The following is a 17,573-nucleotide window of genomic DNA, read 5'->3' as shown; positions in this document are numbered from 1 at the left end:
GCCGCGTCGACTCCAAGCACGGCAGCAACAATATCGGCGAACGGCAATATCCCATTCGCCTACTTGTCCTAAGAGCCGTAGGAAGCCGAGTGCCCCTGAGCCTCGTTGCGGGCTGCCGATAGTTCTCTCCGGTAGTCCGCAACGGTCAGGACACCGTTAGTGTCCAACACATTTTGGATGCGCTCGATCAGCGGCGGCATTTCGTAGTGCTCAACGAGCCAGTCGTATTCCCCATCCAAGTGTTTGCGCTGGTCAGCCACGGTTCCCCCAAAGAATTACGCTCCGCGCCCCATGCGCGGTGACGTGAGTCTACACGCATGTTTTCCGCAGTTTCTGCGCACCGTAACATTCACCTGCCGTCCAGGAGGCGCACATGAAAGTCCCCCATGATTGACGGCATCCCCGCATGGGTGGGCATCTCGTCGCCCATCGCGACGGCGCTCTCCATGTTTTACCTGGTGTTCACGGGGTGTCTCATCCCGAGGGCTTCCCACAACGACGTCGTCAAGGTGCTCCCGGGGCACTGGATCTCATATTGTAGGATGATTTGGCCCCGGCGTGTGGCCGGTGGTCACCTGGGGGAGGTTTTGCGGTTGAAGTTCATTGAGCAGTTAAGGGCACGTGGCGAACATGAAGAGGTACCTCCGCCGCCGTGGTACCTCCACGACAAGCTCAAATGCTACGACTTCTGTGAGGCGGTCGGGCTACCCACGGTACGGGTTCTGAAGAAGTTCGCCCACCCCAGCGACATCACCCTTGACGGGCTGCCGGACGAGTTCGTGCTCAAGCCGGCGTACCACTCTTCCTCCATCGGCGTTATGGTTCTCGCCCGGAAGGACGACGATGTCTTCTTCGACGCCATGACGAAGAAGGATTGGACCTTCGATCAGATCATGGAGCACCAGCTCCTGATCCACGACGATCACCCCAGAACTCAGAAGTTCACCATCGTGGAAGAGAAGATCCAGGACCTTTCCGGGAAGGTAATCCCGGACGACTTCAAGGCGTACGCCTTCCATGGTGACATCGCTTTGATCCTCCAGATTGACCGCAACGGCGGCAGACCATCCCTCGCCTGGTACGACGGCGATTTCATGCCCGTCACGGACGACCGGGTGTGGACCAACGAAAAGTATTTCAACAAGAAGGAACATGATCAGCCTGCCGATTGGGATCGCCTATTGGATCTGGCCCGTCGCGCCTCGCTGGCGACCCCGACTGCCTTCGGCAGCTTTGACATGTACTCCTCCACCCGAGGCCCACTTCTGGGCGAGGTGACGCTGGTGCCGGGAGGGTTCTACTTCGGCAAATACTTTGTCCCGTCTCAGAAGCAGGACATGCTCATGGGCCAAATGTGGGAGAGGGCACTCATCCGCCTGGGCCGCAGCCCGCTGAACCGCTGAGGGACACCGCAGAACAACTGCGGTGTCCCACCGTACTCCTCAAGACCCGCTACCGGGTCTTTTTTTGTGCCTAAATTCGTGTGGCCCGGGGCTGCACCCATGCCCCCAAGGAGGCGCATATGAAAGTCCCCCATGATTGACCGGGCCCTGACCCTCGGCGCTACGCTCTGGCGATCGCTCGGCAGGCTGACGCGCACCGACTGGGCATTCATTCACGCCAAGGTGGCCCTGGGCTTCCTACACATGATCCCTCTCGTGCAGCTCAATTCCGTTCGGGACAACCTCACGCAGGTATTCGTGCCCGTCTGGTTCGCGACGACCTTCGCAGGGTTTTGGGTGAGCGTCGTCGGCCTCGTGATGTCCGCGCAGAAGTATGAGACCCGACGCCGCGGCTTCCGCTGTGAGGTGAGCGGCCTGATCCTCCTGCTGTCCGGGCCCGTCGTGTTCATCCTCATGCAGGCCGGGATCTGGTACACCACCGGCCAGCAGCGCATCGTCACCATCGCCCTCTACTACGTAATCGCCTCATTCATCCTGGCGCGCATGGTCATGGTCAAATCCGCGGCGAAGTCACGCACCGTGATCTTCCGATACCTGGAGGAAGGCGATGACTGAGCCTCCTTCGCCCCTGACCCTCGCGCTCGGCCTGGACAGCATGGCCGACGACCCCGTAGACCCAAACCTTCCACTCCCCCTGCCGCTGCTGCTATCCATCGTGGGGTTGGCCGGCGCGGTCCTGACCGCACTCATCGCCGCCATCGCCAAACGCTGGCGCACCCCCGCCGACGTCCGCGAAGACCGCAAGATCGGCTTCGAAGCAGACCAACGCCTCCTGAAACGCTTCGAAGACATGCTCAAAGAGCGCGACACCAAGATCACCGCGCTGGACACCCGCCTGGAGCAACTCAACGCGAAAGTCGAGGGCTACCAGCGAGAGCGCACCATCCTCATCGACTTCGTGTACGAGCTGGTCCGCATCTTCCAATGAAGGAACCGGCTCCCAGACTTCCTGCCTGCCTAGGAAGGGGTGCCCTTGATGCCAGTGGGACCCTTGTGGTTATACTCAGGGCTTGGGGGCGCCTTAGACGGTGTATGTCGGAAGCGTTCAGCAGCCAAAACTATCTGCCAACCACCGACAGGAGGTGCGGGGAACCGTGCCAGCATTGAAACGATCGATCCTCCGTAAAGCAGCAGCCGCTGCCGCCCTATCCGTCGCCCTGGGAGCCGGAGCGCTCACGGCGGCGGCCCCGGCCAGCGCCGCAACCTGTCCACCGGTATTCAATCGGTGCCCCTCGTCATGTGCCGAAACTACCGCGAGTTGCACAGCCGGCGCGTCCACCGTGTACGTCACCCCGGGAACAATCCTGGGGGCGAACAAGTACGGCTGGCCTAAGGGCACCAAGCTGGAATACCGCTGGTTCTTGAACGGCGAAGTCTTCGCGGGCGGCTGGCATGAAACCACTAGGGTCTGGGGGCCTCCGGGCCCTTACGGCAAAGGCGATAAGTACGTGGTCCGCGTCAAGGGCACATTGAACGGCAAGGTCAGCTACCGGTTCAGCAGGACGTACATCGTCCGCTACTAACGACCACGCACAGAGAACCCCCGCCAGTTCATCACGACTGACGGGGGTTTTCGTGTTCAATCAGTCCCCCGACACGGTTGATAGTCGACCGCGCTTCAAGAAGGTCATTGTCCGCCATCGCCCATACCCAGCGCGTCCGCAGCTGCGGCGTCAGAGGCTTTGGCAAGGGGGCGTAGACACGGAGTGTGGTCTGGGGGTCCTCATGCCCGAGCCGGGCCTGCACGACGTGCACGGGCACGTTGGCGTCGAGCAGGTGCGTGGTGTGCGCGTGCCGGATCTCGCGAATCCACGGTTTGCGCTCCAGCTCCTTGCCGACCAGCTCCCCAATAAGCGGCTGCCACACCTCCTTGTGGAAGCGCGAGTTCTTGATGTAGTCGCCGTCTGGCCAAACGAAGTCGTCGAGCTCGATCTCCTGCAGGCGATCGGCCAGGGCGGCGGAAAGACTCGCGTTGCACGTGACAGTGCGGTTGGCTTTCTTGGTCTTCGGGGGCCCGATCTCTTCGCCCTTGCCCTTGGACTTCCATGCCCGGTTGACGCGCACGGCGGCGCGCCCGTCCCTGATGGTGATGTCCCGCCGGCGGAGCGCTGTGGCCTCGGAGTAGCGGAGGTCCGTGCCGCCCAGGAATCGGATGAACAGCCAGTAGTGCGGGTCGATGCGGTCGGCGAGCATGACGAGATCTTCGGGCGAAAGGTAGACGGCCTCGCGAGCTTCGTTGAGGTCTGCCTCTGCGACTCCCTTAGCTGGGTTGCGGGTCATGGTTTCGGCGTCCATGGCGGTGACGAACGCGGCGGAGAGCAGCGCATGGATGTTCTGCTTGGGTCTTCCGCGAGAGTGGCTGATCGACTGTCTGGTTGGCGCCCTGCTTGACCGTTAGCCCGTCCAGCCAGTCGATCACCGCGGCCTTGTTGACCTTGCCCACGGGCGTGCGGCCCGGGTCGCTGGACGCGATTTGCGCGGCCGCCATGTTCCGGTATTTCGCGATCGTGCCCGGCTGGGGTTTGCGCAACAGGTCGATGTGGCGGACCACGACTTCATAGACGGTCGGCGCGGTCGAGTCTTTCGGACCTTCGCAGTGGCTGCCAGCTTGTAGCTGTTCCCGTTGGCATCAAGGAATGCCTTCAGCTCGAGCGCATTGTCGCGCGCTTCCCCGGGCCCGTAGTCCTTGTCGGAGAATGTGCGCGTCTTGAGGCCTGTCCCTGGATCCCGCCACGTGACTGTGTGCGAGGACCCGCCCTTGGTGAGCTCGCGCGTACGGATGCTAGCCACGGCGCGCCCCCGCTGCTGTTGAGTGCCCGGCACAGAATGTCGAACCCGTCGGCGCCGGGGCCGGGCACTCGTATGCGGACGCCAGGCCGATCCAGACGTAGTCAGCGCAGAGTACGTCGCGCGATTCCGTTCTATGCTGTGTCGCTTCCATGCCTGTCCCCTAGCAAAGTCGTTTCTCGCCAACAAAATCGGGGTTCTCGCCAACAGGCAAAAGAAAACCCCTAGATCACAAGGATCTAGGGGCTAACTTAGGTGGAGATGGGGGGAATTGAACCCCCGTCCGATGTCGTGTTGTCAGGGCTTCTCCGGGCGCAGTTTGCGTTGGAGTTTCTCGGCCCCAGCCATGCTGCAAACAGCTGGCTGATCCGGGCCCAGTCATCTAAGAGTCCCGCTTACCCCGATGACGGAGGTAAACAGCAGTGGCTATCTAAATGACGCCAGGATCCGGGGCAATAGCAACCTCGGGCTGACGGACTGGTCTTACTGCTTAGGCAGCGAGAGCGAAGTCAGTGCGTTTTGATTCGGCACTTATTGGTTTGCAGACAGCGTTTACGAGATAATTCTGCATCCTCGGCCCGCTTCACCTGTCGCGACTTACATCGTCGAAACCGATCATCCCCGTATTTTTTTATCAAACCCGGACCTGACACTTTCGTATCCTTCCCGGACTACCAATCATAACGCACGGCCTCCAGGAAACATTCCCCTGCGGGCCCGTGGCCGCTAGCGGCGGTTGCGTTCGCGCATGACCCGCTGCGCCTCGCGCTTGTCCTGCTGCTCGCGCAGCGTCTGGCGTTTGTCGTATTCCTTCTTGCCGCGGGCGACGCCGATCTCGACTTTTGCGCGACCGTCCACGAAGTACAGCTGCAGCGGCACGATCGTGAACCCGGACTCGCGGATCTTGTGCGAGATCTTCGTCAGCTCCTCGCGGTGCAGCAGCAGCTTCCGACGGCGGCGCGCGGCGTGGTTGGTCCAGCTCCCCTGGTGGTACTCGGGGATRTGGATGCCCTCCATCCACAGCTCGTCGTTGTAGAAGGTGCAGAAGCCGTCCACCATCGAGGCATGGCCTTCGCGCAGGGACTTCACTTCCGTGCCCATCAGCGCAATGCCGGCCTCATAGGTGTCAAGGATGAGGTAGTCGTGCCGGGCCTTGCGGTTGGTGGCCACTACCTTACGGCCACTTTCTTTGGGCACGGTAGTACTCCTAGGTTTGTTTGTGGTTCACTCCGGCCAAATGGTGCGGAGCCTTTCCAGTTTACGGCAGGGCAGACGCCGCAGCCGCGGACCCTCGCCGGGCAGGGCCGTTCTACAGCAGGTTCATCGGGTCCACGGCCCGGCCGTTGAGCCAGGTCTCGAAGTGCGAGTGGCATCCGGTGGAGTTGCCGGTGGTCCCCGAATAGGCGATCAGCTGGCCCCGCTCAACGTGCTGGCCGACCGAAACCGCCACGGACGTGTTGTGGTAATAGATCGTGGTCAGCGAGTTGCCCTGGATGACACCGTGGGAGATCTTGACGTTGTTGCCGCCGCCGTCGTTGGCCCAGCCTGCCGAGAAGACGGTGCCTGCCGCCGCGGCGTAGACGGGCGTGCCGCAAGGGGCGCCGAAGTCAATGCCGGTGTGCATGTAGCCGCCCTGGCCGTAGAAGTCGATGGTGCCCGGCGGCGTCGCACGCCAGCCAAACCCGGAGGTGATCGGGATATTGCCCGGGAACGGGTGCTGCAGGCCAAAGGCCGACGGTGAGCCCTGCGCCGGCGGGACGTAAGGCTGCACGGCCTGGCCCTGCGCACGGGCGGCGGCCGCAGCGGCCTCGGCGATGCGGCGCTGCTCGGCCAGCCAGGCCTCCCGCAGTTTCCGGTCGCGTTCGGCGATTTCGGCGGCGACGGCGTCCTGCTGCGCCTTGACCTGGGCGAGCTGGTTCTGGATGCCCGGTTTGGCGGCCTGGAGCTCGGCGTCGAGCCGCGTGGTGTCGGCGATGAGCTTGTCCACCGCGGCCTTCTTGGCCTGGGCCTCATCCCGGGCGGCCTTCTCCCGTGCCAGCGCGGCGTCGGCCTTGGCCTTGAGGTCGGTGATTTCCGCCTCGACGGCCGCCAGGCGTGCCTGGGCGTTGACGTTGGTGGCGTTCTGCTGGGTCAGCTTGTCCATCGCGGAGTTCTGGCTGCGAAGGGCCTGGTCCGCGAGATCGATCGTGTCGGTGAGGCTGCCGCCCTGGTTCGACCCGAAGAACAGAGACAGGTTGGACGGGACACCGCCGGACTTGTACGCCTGGGTGGCGATCTGGCCGATCAGTTTCCGGGTGTCCGCGATCTTCTGCTTGTCCGATTCGAGCTGCTGGGTGATTTTTGCCTTGTTCTGCTGTGCCAGGTCCACGCGGGCCGCGAGGGCCTCCACTTCCTGGACCGCTCCGGCCACCCTGCCCTGGGCATCCACGAGGGCCTGCTGGGCTCCGGGGAGCTGGCCCTGGTACAGGACCAGGTCCGCCGCAGCTTGTGCGATCTTTCCGTCCACGAACTCCAGGGAGTGCTGGACCCGGGCTGCCTCGTCGCGGAGCGCGGCCTGCTGGTCCTCGAGGCTGTCGGCGAAGGCCACGGGACTGGAGGCCCCCATGGTCCCGGCCAGGACCAGCGCCAGGGTGGCGCTGACCATCCGGCTGCGGCGTCCCACCAGGCGAAGCCGGAGGGACTGCCGGAGTGGGCGGCGGGCCATCGGTGTCATGAGCATTCCCTTTTCGTTGCGCAAAGCTAGACCCGCAAGTACCGGCGGAGGGTCAGCAGGGAGGAAATTCCGGCCAGGACGACGCCCAGGCCAATCAGGGCAGGTGCCAGGATCAGGGTCTGCCCGGGCGAGATGAACGCGGTGTCCGGATACTGCTTGGACATGACCTCGCCGAGGAAGAAGTGGGCCACGGCCCACAGGGTGCCGGAGGCCAGGGCCGCGCCGATCACCGCGGCGATGACGCCTTCGAGGATGAACGGCAGCTGGATGACCATCTTGGACGCGCCCACCAGGCGCATGATGCCTGTTTCGCGGCGGCGGCTGAAGGCGGAGAGCCGGATGGTGGTGGCAATCAGCAAGATGGCGCAAATGATCATGACGCCGGCGATGCTGACGGCCACCAGGGACGCCGCGTTCATGGCCGAGAACAGCCGCTCCAGCAGCTGCCGCTGGTCGATCACGGTCTCCACGCCGGCCTGGGAGGAGAAGGTCTCGCTGATGATCTCGTACTTCTCCGGGTCCTTCATGTTGATCCGGAACGAGGCCGGAAGCTGGTCCGGGGTCACGGAGTCAACGATCGGGGAATTGGAGAACTGTTCCTTGAAGTGCTTGTATGCGTCGTCTTTGGACTCGTACTGGAAGTCGTTGACGTACTGGGCCACCGCGGGCGACTGCAGGAGCTTGCGCAGGTTGTCCTCCTGCTCCGGCGTGGCCGGGCCGGTGGCGCAGCCGGGCGCCGTCGAACCGTCACTGCAGAGGAAGATGGCCACCTGGACTTTGTCGTACCAGTAGCCCTTCATCTGGTTGATCTGCAGCTGCAGCATGCCGGCGGCGCCGACAAAGGTCAGCGACACGAAGGTCACCAGGATCACGGAGATCACCATGGACAGGTTGCGGCGCAGGCCGCTGCCGATCTCGCTCAGGACGAATGCAAGCCTCACGCCTGGGCCTCCCCTGCGGCTCGGACCTCGGCGCGGGCTTCGGCGCGCGATCCGGCGCGTGGCGGCGCGGCGGGCGCAGGTTCATCCCGGCCGCTGGCGTCGCGCAGGCGGCGCGACTGGCCGACCACGGGAATCATGGATGTGTAGAGGGCCTTGGCCTCGTCGCGGATCACGACGCCGTTCTTGAGTTCGACCACCCGTTTGCGCATCTCGTTGACGATGTCGTCGTCGTGCGTGGCCATCACCACGGTGGTGCCGTTCTGGTTGATCTTGTCCAGCACGCCCATGATGCCCATGGAGGTGGTGGGGTCCAGGTTTCCGGTGGGCTCGTCGGCCAGCAGGATGCCGGGACGGTTCACGACGGCGCGGGCGATCGCCACGCGCTGCTGCTCGCCGCCGGAGAGTTCGTGCGGCAGCCGGTTTTCCTTGCCTTCAAGGCCCACGGTTTTGAGGACCTCGGGGACGGTGTCTCGGATGACGCTGCGGCTCTTGCCGATGACCTGCATGGCGAAAGCGACGTTGGCGAAGACGGTCTTCTGCGGCAGCAGTCGGAAGTCCTGGAAGACGACGCCGATTCCGCGGCGCAGCCGGGGCACGCGCCAGCTGGAGATGTTGGCGACGTTCTGGCCGGCGACGTAGACGGCGCCGGAGGAGGCGCGGTCCTCTTTGAGGACCAGGCGCAGGAACGTCGATTTGCCGGAGCCGGAGGCGCCGACGAGGAAGGCGAATTCGCCACGGTCGATCTCAAGGTTGATCGAATCCAGCGCCGGCCGCGCCTTCTGGTCATAGACCTTGGTGACATTTTCGAAACGGATCATGGCCCTAAGTACCCTGCAGGAGGAGGCCGTGGAGGCCCGATTCTGCCGCCGGGGCAAGGGCTTTCGTTTGGGGGAAGTAGAGCTCCGGCCCCTCGACTATACGCACGGGCCCCGGCGGAACCGCCGGAGCGGCGGGGCGTGTCGCGCGATTGTCAGGGACCTCCCAGCAGGGGCGCCAATCGACTCGTGGGCCTACTTCTCGGCGTTGCGGTTATCCGTCCGCCAGCGGATGCCGGCGTCAATGAAATCGTCGATTTCGCCGTCGAACACGGCCGAGGTGTTGCCGACCTCGTGCTCGGTGCGCAGGTCCTTGACCATCTGGTAGGGGTTCAGGACGTAGGAGCGCATCTGGTCGCCCCACGAAGCCTTGACGTCGCCGGCGAACGCCTTCTTCTCGGCGTCCTCCTGTTCCTTCTTCAGCAGCAGCAGCCGGGACTGCAGCACGCGCAGGGCTGCCGCGCGGTTCTGCAGCTGCGATTTCTCGTTCTGCATCGACACCACGGTGCCGGTGGGGATATGGGTCAGGCGCACCGCGGAGTCGGTGGTGTTGACGGACTGGCCGCCGGGGCCGGAGGAGCGGAACACGTCCACGCGGATCTCGTTGTCCGGGATGTCGATGGAGTCCGTCTGCTCGATCAGCGGGATCACTTCGACGGCGGCGAAGGAGGTCTGGCGGCGGCCCTGGTTGTCGAACGGGCTGATCCGGACCAGGCGGTGCGTGCCGGCCTCGACGCTGAGCGTGCCGAAGGCGTAGGGCGCCTTGACTTCGAAGGTGGCGGACTTCAGCCCGGCCTCTTCGGCGTAGGAGGTGTCCATGATGGTGGTCGGGTAGCCGTGGCGTTCGGCCCAGCGCAGGTACATCCGCAGCAGCATTTCGGCAAAGTCCGCCGCGTCCACCCCGCCCGCGCCGGCCCGGATGGTCACCACGGCTTCGCGCTCGTCGAATTCGCCGGAGAGCAGCGTGACGACTTCGAGGTCGGCCAGGGCCTTGCGGACGGATTCAAGCTCCGCGGCGGCCTCGCCCATGGAGTCGGCGTCGTCCTCGTCCTGGCCGAGTTCCACCAGGACCTCGAGATCATCGATCCGGGCCACCAGTTTGTTGAGCCGCTCGAGCTCTGTCTGCTTGTGCGAGAGCTTCGAGGTAATGACCTGCGCCGCGGCGGGGTCGTCCCAGAGGTTGGGTTCACCGGCCCGCTCGCTGAGCTCGGCGATGTCTTCCTTGAGCGCCTCGACGTTCGAGACGTTCTCGATGGACGCATAGGTGGCCCGCAGCGCGCGGATTTCAGCGGGAAAATCAATGTTTGCCATGGTTTTTTAAGCCTACGCTATGTGTCCTAGCCCCCTGACCCGCCCGCGCTGCCCTGTAGCCGGTTGCCCTATCACTTTGGGTTGCCAAAAGGCCGTTTGGCAACCCAAAGTGACAGGGCAACAGGGGGTGATGGGGCAGTTCAGCGGGAGAGGCGGGACCGCGCCGTCGACATCGCCTCGATCCGGATGCCGTCGGGAACCAGGAAGTTCACGACCGGCGGGTGGACGGCTGCGCTGAGCACCACGACGGCGGTGGCGCCGTCCGGGCTGCCCGTGGACGGCGCCACGGTGAGGCCGCTGAAGTGTCCGAACGAGCCGTTGCGGCCCAGATAGTCGACGGCGGCGCTGCGCACCCGGGCCCCGCTCAGGACCGCGGACGGCGTTCCGCCGGCGTTGCCCAGCTGGCCGAGAGTGAAGCTGTCCGCGGCGGCCACCGAGGCCCCGTCCGCGAGGGAGAGCAGCTTCTTGTGTTCGAGGTAGACGCTGGAGGCGGCCATCACGACTGTCGCGACCAGCAAGGCAATCAGGATGAAGCCGATGCTCAGCACGAGCACCTGGCCCTCCTGCCGGCGGATTTCGATCCTCACCGGAACCTGCCCACCAGCTGGGTTGCCGACGCGCTGAGCTCGCTCGCATTCAGATGCAGCGCGTCGCTGAAGGGCACGAAGGGCAGGGGAACCGTCAGGCGGACTGTGACCGTCACCGCCGAGCCGGGAGCCAGGCAGTCAGCAGGCGCGCAGCGGGTGTCGATGCTCGCATTTTCCGCCGGCTGACCGTAGTCGGCGAGCGCCAGGAGCACGGCCTGCTCGGCGGCGGCCCGGCCGGTTGCGGCATCCGGTTGGGCCACGTAGACCTTGGCGGCCTGGTCGGCGGCGCCGACCACCGCGAACGAGCCGCCCTGGATCTGGCCCACGGTGATGATGAAGTACACCAGCGGCACCATCAGCAGCGCGGAGAGGAAGACGAACTCGATCACGGCGTTTCCCTGTTCCGGCGACGTGCCGCGCTCAAGGTCAGGGCTGGATTGCCGCATGGCCCTTCACCTCCAGCAGCGCCCGGGGACCGATGAAGCCGATGACCGGCAATGGCGCCCGGACGGTCACCTCCAGCGTGCGGATGCCCTGGTACGTCGATTCGCTGGTAGCCACATCCCGCGCGAAGTCGGGGTTGAGCGCCGCCGTGATCAGCTGGACGGTCCGGTCCCTGGCGTCCCCGTCGTTGCGGTCGGCCAACGTTCCATATCGGGCGCCCGAGGCGGCCGCATCAATCAGCGTGTTACGGACGTGAATGACCAGAGTGAGCTGGACGATCGCGAGGAAGAGCAAGGTGAGCAACGAGCCGATCAGCACAAAGTCCACCACGGCGGCGCCGCGCTCAGCTCCTCGGCTGCCCTGAAGCTCGATGCCGTGGCGCCCGCTCCCCTCGCCCCGGGCTGCCACTGGCTACTGTCCGACCTTGTCCATGGCCTGGTTGAAGAGTCCCTCGAGTGCCGGGCCGGCGAGGGCCAGCAGGGCGGCCACGAGAACCGCCGACATGAGGGTGATCATCACCCAGCCGGGGACGTCTCCTCGCTGGGGATGATCGGCGCCCTTTTCGGAGTGGTCCTCCTGCCTCAACCGCGACGCAGGAGACCACCAGGTCAACATGCCGAGAGCGCAGGCCACCAGCGCCACCCGAGTTCCGAAGTTCTTCACCGTGTCCTCTTTCCTGGTTATTTGGTTACTTGGTTTTCAGTTTTCTGCAGTCCTGATATTTCGGATCCGATACTTCGTGATGCTTCGCTGGCAGAGCGTGCGCTTCAGCCCAGGCTTGCCCGTCCGGGCGTGCGGGACGTTCTCGTATCCTGTTCCCTCGTCATATGACTTTTCTTGGATCCGGCTTCCTAGAGTCCGAGACTGATCGCGGCCAGGCCAGGGAAGACCGCGAAGATGACCGTCAGCGGGAGGACCCCGAAGACCAGCGGCACCATCATGCCGATTTCCTTTTTGCCGGCGGACTCCATGAGCTCCCTCTTGGCTGTGTCCCGGACATCCTGTGCCTGCGCCCGAAGGACGTCGGCGAGGGGCGTTCCGCGCTCCACCGCGACGATCATTCCGTCAACGAAACGCACCAGCGCCCCCTGGTCGGTCCGGGACGAGAACTCGTGCAGGGCCTCGACGAGTGGTTTGCCGGACCGGGTCTCGGCGAGCACACGAGCAAACTCCTGCGCCAGCTCACCCCTGGCGCTGTGGCAGACCCTGTCCAGCGCGCCGGTGGCACTTTCGCCGGCGCTGACAGCCAGGGCCATGAGTTCGGCGATGCTGGGAAACTCCGCCATCATCCGTGCCTCCCGCCTCTTGATGTGCGCGCCCAACAAGTAATCCCGGAGCAGGAACCCGCCAGCGGCGCTCCCTATTACGGCCACGACCGCCACGAACGGGCTGAAGCGGCCGGCCGAGCCCGCGAGCGCCACGGCACCGACGGCGAGGACAAATCCGGCAGCAGCCCACAGGAGCTGCTCGGCCCGGAAGTCCACCGCCGTCTTGGCGCTGCCGGCGCGCGCCAGCCTGCGGTTCAACGCGGTGGCGCCAAGGTTGATCCGGCCTAGGGATCCTACGCCGTCCCGGATCGCCGGGCGGAGGATCCGTTCCAGCGGCCCAAACGGGGTGACATTCCTTGGCGCGGTCCGCAGGAGCCGGGATTCCAGGTTGTGGGTTCTCAATTGCGGGCCGATGCGTTCGACAAACGTTGTCGGGCGCATGAAGGGAAGCCGGACGAGGAACAGCCAGAGCCCCGCCCCGAGCACGGCCCCGCACACCGTTGCGCCCGCCATCAGCCCCGTCACCGGAGGACCCGCTGTTCTTCCGGCAGCGCACCAATTCGCAGCATGACCGCATAGGACACCAGGGAAACAGCAAGGCCGCCCAGGAGAACTGCCGCCCCGAGCGGGGTGTTGTAGGCCATCACGGCCTCGGGACGGCTGGCCAGCAACACCAGGACAATCCACGGCGCAGCCACGGCCAGGCGCGCGGCATTGACTGTCCAGGATTGCCTTGCCTCCAGCTCACTCCTGGTCCGGGCACTCTCCCGCAGGAACTCGGCGAGCGTGCCCAGCAGGCGCCCGAGGTCCGAGCCGCCCACCTCCCTGGTGAGCCGGAGGGCCTCGACGATCCGATCCGCCACGGGATCGGCCAGCCGGTCCTTGAGCCGGGTGAGCGACGGATCGAATTGGCCTCCCGAACGGTAGTCGGAACCGAAGTCCACAAACACCTGGCGAAGCTCAACGGGGCCTTTGTCGCCCAGCTGGATAAGAGCTTCGGGCAAGGACAGTCCGGCTCTGATGGCTGAGCGGAGGTGATCAACGACGTCGGGCCAGAGCTGGCGCAGGACAGCGGTGCGCTTCCGTGCACGCCACCGGACCATGGCCATCGGCAGCCAGCCGCCAAACAGGCCAAAGCATCCGGAGATCGCCCATGAACCGGTCACTGCGAAGAATGCGAGTGTCGTGATCGCCCCGACGCCAAGGCAGGAGGCGAGCAGCCCCGCCGCACTGACCTTTTCAATGCCCGCCGACCGCAAGAGGTCCTCGAGCCGGCTGGTCCGAGGCTTGCGCCGCGCACTCCCGGGCTTCTCCCACGCGGACCACCAGATCAGCAGGAGGCCTGCCCCGCCCAGCATCCCCAGGAGCGGCGCCATCAGCGCGGCTCCAGCAGCGCCGCGACGTCGTACCCGGAGCGGGCAAACTTTTCCGCGGCCGGCATGGAGTTGGCCTTGGGCAGCAGTTGCCCGTCCGACATCGTGAACACCATGGAAGACTCGATGATCCCGTTTTCCACCCGGCGGCCCAGTGAGAGGATCTCCGTGACCTGCCGGCGGCCGTTGGCGTGCCTGCTGCAATGGACCACCAGGTCGATGCAGGACGCGACCGTGGGTACGACGAACGCGCTGGAGATGTTTTCGCCGGCGAGCAACGGCAGCGTACAAATTTTCGTCACCGCATCATGCGCGGAGTTCGCATGGACGGTGCACATCCCGGGAAGCCCGGAATTCAAAGCAATCAGCATGTCCAGGCTCTCTGCCTCCCTGACTTCACCGACCACCAGCCTGTCCGGCCGCATGCGCAAGGCCTCCTTGACGAGCCGGCGCAGCGGAATCTCCCCCTGACCCTCCAGATTCGGCTGCCGGCACTGGAGACCGACGACGTCGCGGAGCGGCAGCTGCAGCTCGAATATTTCCTCCACTGTGATGACCCGTTCCCGGGTGCCGATGCTGGCGGCGAGGCAGTTGAGCATGGTGGTCTTGCCGGCCTGTGTGGCGCCCGAGACCAGGATGTTGAGCCCGCTGGCGACGGCCGCACCGAGGAACCTGGCCGCCTGGGGCGTCAGCGTCCCCAGCTCCACGAGATGCTCCAGCCGACTGGCTTTGACGACGAACTTGCGGATGTTGATGGCCCAGTGACGCCGGGTGACGTCCGGGATCACCACGTGGAGACGGGAGCCGTCCGGGAGGGAAGCGTCCACGAAGGGTGAGGACATGTCCAGGCGACGACCGGAGCTTTTCAGCATCCGCTCCACAAGGTCCCGGACCTGCTGGTCCGTCAGCGACACGGAGGTCAGTTCCGATTCGCCGTTGCGCGCCACATAGATTTCATTTGGCGCGTTGAGCCAGATTTCCTCGATGCCCGGGTCGTCCAGGAACGGTTGGAGTGCGCCAAAGCCCGCGACGGCGTCGAAGACAAATCTCCGGGCGGACTCCAACGGGCCCAACGGAGGCAGCGGCGCCAGGAGGGCCCGCTCGTCGTAGTCGCTGACCGCCGCCTCGACGAGGCGACGGACTTCTCCGGTCTGCCGCAGGGGGTCGAGGCCCCGCCGGCGGATCAGCTCGCGGACCTCGTCCTCGACAATGCGTACAGCCTCCACGCGGCCCCCCATATGACTTCCGCCCCAGTGCCAGGGCGGTGAAAGTGGCTTAAACCTAGGCGGCACAGACCGGCTGGGCAAGGGATTGATCGCCGTCTGTGGATAACAGCCGCCAATGGCCGCCTAACACCTGCCCCATTGGCCACAACAGGCCCACTGGTCCCAATCGCTCCAGCCAAAGCATCCGATCGCGCGCGCCGCGCTTTTGAGCCGCGCTTTAAAACTGTGCCCCTACCCTGCCTTTGATAGCGGCGCCTCATAGCCCTACGATCGACGGGGGACCGACTGGCCCCAGCGTCCCGGCACCGTGCTCTGCCAAATCCTGACCGGCAGCATTCCGCCGCGGCGTTTCGACGGCGCAGGACGCGTCTTTCATTGTGAAATGGTGCACTGAACCCATGAGTCTTCCCTTGCGCAGAGCGCTGCGGCCCCGCCCGACTGAGCCCGCGGAAACGGAGCCTGCGGACACTAAGCCCGTGCAGACCAGGATCCCCGCTCCGCTCCGGCGTTTCGGCGCGATTTTCCTGATCCTGTCACTCTTCAGCACCCTGTGGAGCCTCGCTTCGCCCCTGATGTCGATTCCCGACGAACCGGCGCACACGGTCAAGGCCGCCGCAGTGGCACGGGGGCAGTTCCTGGGAACGTCGGGCCAGAACCAGGGCGAACAACTGATGGTCGTGGTCCCCAAGTACATCGCCGACACCGGGGCGCTGACCTGTTTCGCGTTCAAGGTAAACGTCACCGCCGATTGCTCCCCCGGGCTGAACGCCGAAGACCGGCAGCCGACGCCGGGCGGCACATCAGCGGGCAACTACAACCCCCTCTACTACCTGGCTGCGGGCCTGCCCTCCCGGATCCTGAGCGGCGAGCCGGCCATCTATGCCATGCGGATCCTCAGCGGCCTGTTGTGCTCCCTGTTCCTGGCCGCAACGATCTTCGCGACAACACAGTTCGCCAACCGGCGCTGGCCTGTGGTGGCGGCGGGGATCGCCGTCACCCCCATGGTTCTCTACCTCAGCGGGTCGATCAACCCGAACGCCCTGGAGATCGTCACGACGTCGGCGGTGTTCGTCAACCTGTGCCTGGTCCTTGAAAATGTGCGGGACCTGTCCAGGGTCCGGTTCAACGTTGTTGTTGTGGGGATCTCCGCCGCCGTCCTAGCCAACACCAGGGCACTGTCACTGCTCTGGCTCGCGCTCGCGGTCATTGCCGCCCTGCTCATGGTCCCCGCGCGGGATCTGCTGCTGTTGCTCAAGGACAAGCTCGTCCTGGCCATGACTGGATTGATCGCGGTCGCAGCAGCCTGCGGCCTCCTCTGGCTCAAGTCGTCCAACACGCTCGCCAGCCTGCTGGGCACACCGAGCGCGGTCACCCCCGAGCAGGCCTTCGCCACCATGCTCGAGCGGACGTTCGACATCGCGGCCTCCTACGTGGCCCAGCTGGGATGGCTGGACACCAACGGCCCCACCGGAGTGTTCTATTGGTGGGCCTGCCTCACCGGCGCACTCATGGTTGCCGCGGTGTCCACCAAAGCTTGGCGGCCGCGGCTGGGATTCATCGTGCTGTTCGCCGCCACCATCATCATCCCGCCCGTACTTCAGGCACAGGTTGTCTCGGAGCTTGGCTACATCTGGCAAGGCAGGTATCTCCTGCCCGTGGTGGTTCCGATGCTGCTGGCCGCCGGGCTGGCCCTGCGCTCCCATCCTTTTCCGGACACGGCCTTCGCAAAGCGGATCGCCGCCTGGACGATCGGGCTCACCGCGGCCGCGCACACGGCGGTGTTCGCCAACGCCCTGCGCAGGTACGGTGTCGGAACGTTCAACGAGGCCAACTGGGGCGACATGTTCGGGGCGACCAAGTGGGAGCCCCCGCTGGGCTGGCTCCCACTGACCATTGCCTATCTGGGAGTGACCGCGCTGGCGGGATTCCTGCTCTACCGCCAGCTGTCCGCTGGCCAGTCCCGGCCCGAAGAACCTGTGACGGCCGGAGCAAGCCTGCGCTAGCGGCGGTTGTGGGCGCCGCCGGCGGGAGTCGCCGAGGCGTCCAGGTCAACCGTGTCGCCGCCGTTCGCCGGTGCGGCTTTGAAGATCCAGTGCTTGTAGAGCAGGAAGTTCCACACTGTAGTCACGATGGTCGCGATCACTTTGCCGAGCGCATAGGACTGGCCGGAAACCGCGATGAGATTGACAATCACGTCGGTGGCCACGACGTTGAACACCACGAGGGCGCCGTACTTGAGGAAGCTGACGTGTGCCCGGGCCCCGGACTGGAAGGTGAAGTTCTTCTGGACGAAGAAGTTGAAGACCAGGCTGGTCAGGAAGGCGATGGGGGTGGCGATCCACAGATCGACGCCGCCCACCTCGTGGAGGAGGGCCAGGAGTCCGAGGTCGATGGCGAAGGAAAGGCCTCCGACCACCAGGAACTTAACCAGGAAGCCGTCGCGCACGGATGTCCTTATGCGGCGAGCAAGGCTCACGGTTCCATCCACATTGTTCGAACATACCGCCTATAAACGCCAACGTGTCCGGGCATCGTATTTAGCGGGGACATCCGGCAAGTCTAGTCCAGTACCGCCCGCCCTGTGGACTGCCCTGCCGCATGATCTGATAACCATCGACACACCGGGACCGGTTAGGGTAAGAGGG

The 17,573-nt window shown here is 64.9% G+C and carries 21 protein-coding genes and 1 other RNA gene; 5 read left to right on the top strand and 17 right to left on the bottom strand.

What is annotated here, in order from left to right:
• Positions 1–68: 68 nt before the first annotated feature.
• Entirely contained in the window at positions 69–260 is a 192-nt protein-coding gene (locus AC1DEY_RS12390; protein WP_476868188.1) for a hypothetical protein, read from the bottom strand.
• Between the two features lie 126 nt (positions 261–386).
• On the opposite strand from AC1DEY_RS12390, the gene AC1DEY_RS12385 reads away from it, so the two are divergent.
• The 4 genes from AC1DEY_RS12385 (at position 387) to AC1DEY_RS12370 (ending at position 2,986) form a co-directional block, all read left to right on the top strand.
• A complete protein-coding gene (locus tag AC1DEY_RS12385) occupies positions 387–1,403 on the top strand; it encodes an ATP-grasp fold amidoligase family protein (protein WP_476868187.1) in 1,017 nt (338 codons plus the stop codon).
• A 132-nt stretch (positions 1,404–1,535) separates the two neighbouring features.
• On the top strand, positions 1,536–2,018 hold the full coding sequence (locus AC1DEY_RS12380) for a hypothetical protein (protein WP_476868186.1): 483 nt from the start codon (positions 1,536–1,538) through the stop codon (positions 2,016–2,018).
• Entirely contained in the window at positions 2,011–2,391 is a 381-nt protein-coding gene (locus AC1DEY_RS12375; protein WP_476868185.1) for a hypothetical protein, read from the top strand. The genes AC1DEY_RS12380 and AC1DEY_RS12375 overlap by 8 nt, the downstream gene beginning before the upstream one ends.
• Before the next feature lie 352 nt (positions 2,392–2,743).
• Positions 2,744–2,986: a hypothetical protein gene (locus AC1DEY_RS12370; protein WP_476868184.1), complete on the top strand. Its 243-nt coding sequence runs from the start codon at positions 2,744–2,746 to the stop codon at positions 2,984–2,986.
• A gap of 31 nt (positions 2,987–3,017) precedes the next feature.
• Here the strand turns inward: AC1DEY_RS12370 and AC1DEY_RS12365 are convergent, their stop codons facing one another.
• The 15 genes from AC1DEY_RS12365 to AC1DEY_RS12295 form a co-directional block, all read right to left on the bottom strand.
• Entirely contained in the window at positions 3,018–3,743 is a 726-nt protein-coding gene (locus AC1DEY_RS12365; protein ID WP_476868183.1) for a site-specific integrase, read from the bottom strand.
• Positions 3,724–4,014 carry a hypothetical protein gene (locus AC1DEY_RS12360; RefSeq protein ID WP_476868182.1) on the bottom strand — a complete coding sequence of 97 codons (291 nt, stop codon included), beginning with the start codon at positions 4,012–4,014 and terminating at the stop codon, positions 3,724–3,726. The genes AC1DEY_RS12365 and AC1DEY_RS12360 overlap by 20 nt, the downstream gene beginning before the upstream one ends.
• Positions 4,015–4,503: 489 nt before the next feature.
• Positions 4,504–4,873, bottom strand: a transfer-messenger RNA (tmRNA) gene (gene ssrA, locus AC1DEY_RS12355).
• Positions 4,874–4,976: 103 nt separating this feature from the next.
• Positions 4,977–5,447 carry an SsrA-binding protein SmpB gene (gene smpB / locus AC1DEY_RS12350; RefSeq protein ID WP_090581234.1) on the bottom strand — a complete coding sequence of 157 codons (471 nt, stop codon included), beginning with the start codon at positions 5,445–5,447 and terminating at the stop codon, positions 4,977–4,979.
• A gap of 112 nt (positions 5,448–5,559) precedes the next feature.
• Positions 5,560–6,963, bottom strand: a complete 1,404-nt coding sequence (locus tag AC1DEY_RS12345) for a peptidoglycan DD-metalloendopeptidase family protein (RefSeq protein WP_476868181.1) — start codon at positions 6,961–6,963, stop codon at positions 5,560–5,562.
• A gap of 26 nt (positions 6,964–6,989) precedes the next feature.
• Positions 6,990–7,904, bottom strand: a complete 915-nt coding sequence (gene ftsX, locus AC1DEY_RS12340) for a permease-like cell division protein FtsX (RefSeq protein ID WP_390203939.1) — start codon at positions 7,902–7,904, stop codon at positions 6,990–6,992.
• Positions 7,901–8,722, bottom strand: coding sequence for a cell division ATP-binding protein FtsE (gene ftsE / locus AC1DEY_RS12335; protein ID WP_476868180.1), 822 nt, complete (start codon positions 8,720–8,722; stop codon positions 7,901–7,903). Before ftsE ends, ftsX begins: the two co-directional genes overlap by 4 nt.
• A 192-nt stretch (positions 8,723–8,914) precedes the next feature.
• Positions 8,915–10,030, bottom strand: coding sequence for a peptide chain release factor 2 (gene prfB / locus AC1DEY_RS12330; RefSeq protein ID WP_018775243.1), 1,116 nt, complete (start codon positions 10,028–10,030; stop codon positions 8,915–8,917).
• 140 nt (positions 10,031–10,170) lie between these two features.
• The gene (locus tag AC1DEY_RS12325; RefSeq protein WP_476868179.1) at positions 10,171–10,617 is read right to left on the bottom strand and encodes a pilus assembly protein TadG-related protein; all 447 of its coding nucleotides are present in this window, start codon (positions 10,615–10,617) and stop codon (positions 10,171–10,173) included.
• Entirely contained in the window at positions 10,614–11,063 is a 450-nt protein-coding gene (locus AC1DEY_RS12320) for a hypothetical protein (RefSeq protein WP_476868178.1), read from the bottom strand. Before AC1DEY_RS12320 ends, AC1DEY_RS12325 begins: the two co-directional genes overlap by 4 nt.
• On the bottom strand, positions 11,044–11,433 hold the full coding sequence (locus tag AC1DEY_RS12315; RefSeq protein ID WP_476868203.1) for a TadE family protein: 390 nt from the start codon (positions 11,431–11,433) through the stop codon (positions 11,044–11,046). Before AC1DEY_RS12315 ends, AC1DEY_RS12320 begins: the two co-directional genes overlap by 20 nt.
• Positions 11,434–11,472: 39 nt before the next feature.
• Positions 11,473–11,724 (bottom strand): hypothetical protein, encoded by a 252-nt coding sequence (locus tag AC1DEY_RS12310; protein WP_476868177.1) that lies wholly within the window; start codon positions 11,722–11,724, stop codon positions 11,473–11,475.
• Between the two features lie 188 nt (positions 11,725–11,912).
• The gene (locus tag AC1DEY_RS12305) at positions 11,913–12,842 is read right to left on the bottom strand and encodes a type II secretion system F family protein (protein ID WP_476868176.1); all 930 of its coding nucleotides are present in this window, start codon (positions 12,840–12,842) and stop codon (positions 11,913–11,915) included.
• 8 nt (positions 12,843–12,850) lie between these two features.
• Entirely contained in the window at positions 12,851–13,705 is an 855-nt protein-coding gene (locus AC1DEY_RS12300; RefSeq protein WP_476868175.1) for a type II secretion system F family protein, read from the bottom strand.
• Positions 13,705–14,928 carry a CpaF family protein gene (locus AC1DEY_RS12295; protein ID WP_476868174.1) on the bottom strand — a complete coding sequence of 408 codons (1,224 nt, stop codon included), beginning with the start codon at positions 14,926–14,928 and terminating at the stop codon, positions 13,705–13,707. Before AC1DEY_RS12295 ends, AC1DEY_RS12300 begins: the two co-directional genes overlap by 1 nt.
• A 476-nt stretch (positions 14,929–15,404) precedes the next feature.
• Here AC1DEY_RS12295 and AC1DEY_RS12290 point away from each other — a divergent pair, with 476 nt between their 5' ends.
• Positions 15,405–16,931, top strand: coding sequence for a DUF2142 domain-containing protein (locus AC1DEY_RS12290; protein ID WP_476868173.1), 1,527 nt, complete (start codon positions 15,405–15,407; stop codon positions 16,929–16,931).
• Here AC1DEY_RS12290 and AC1DEY_RS12285 read toward each other — a convergent pair.
• Positions 16,928–17,404 carry a GtrA family protein gene (locus tag AC1DEY_RS12285; protein WP_476868172.1) on the bottom strand — a complete coding sequence of 159 codons (477 nt, stop codon included), beginning with the start codon at positions 17,402–17,404 and terminating at the stop codon, positions 16,928–16,930. The two genes, AC1DEY_RS12290 and AC1DEY_RS12285, sit on opposite strands and share 4 nt — an antisense overlap.
• Positions 17,405–17,573: the final 169 nt, after the last annotated feature.

The organism is Arthrobacter sp. 05T47, assembly GCF_056395825.1.
This window is presented reverse-complemented; position numbering and strand designations above follow the sequence as displayed.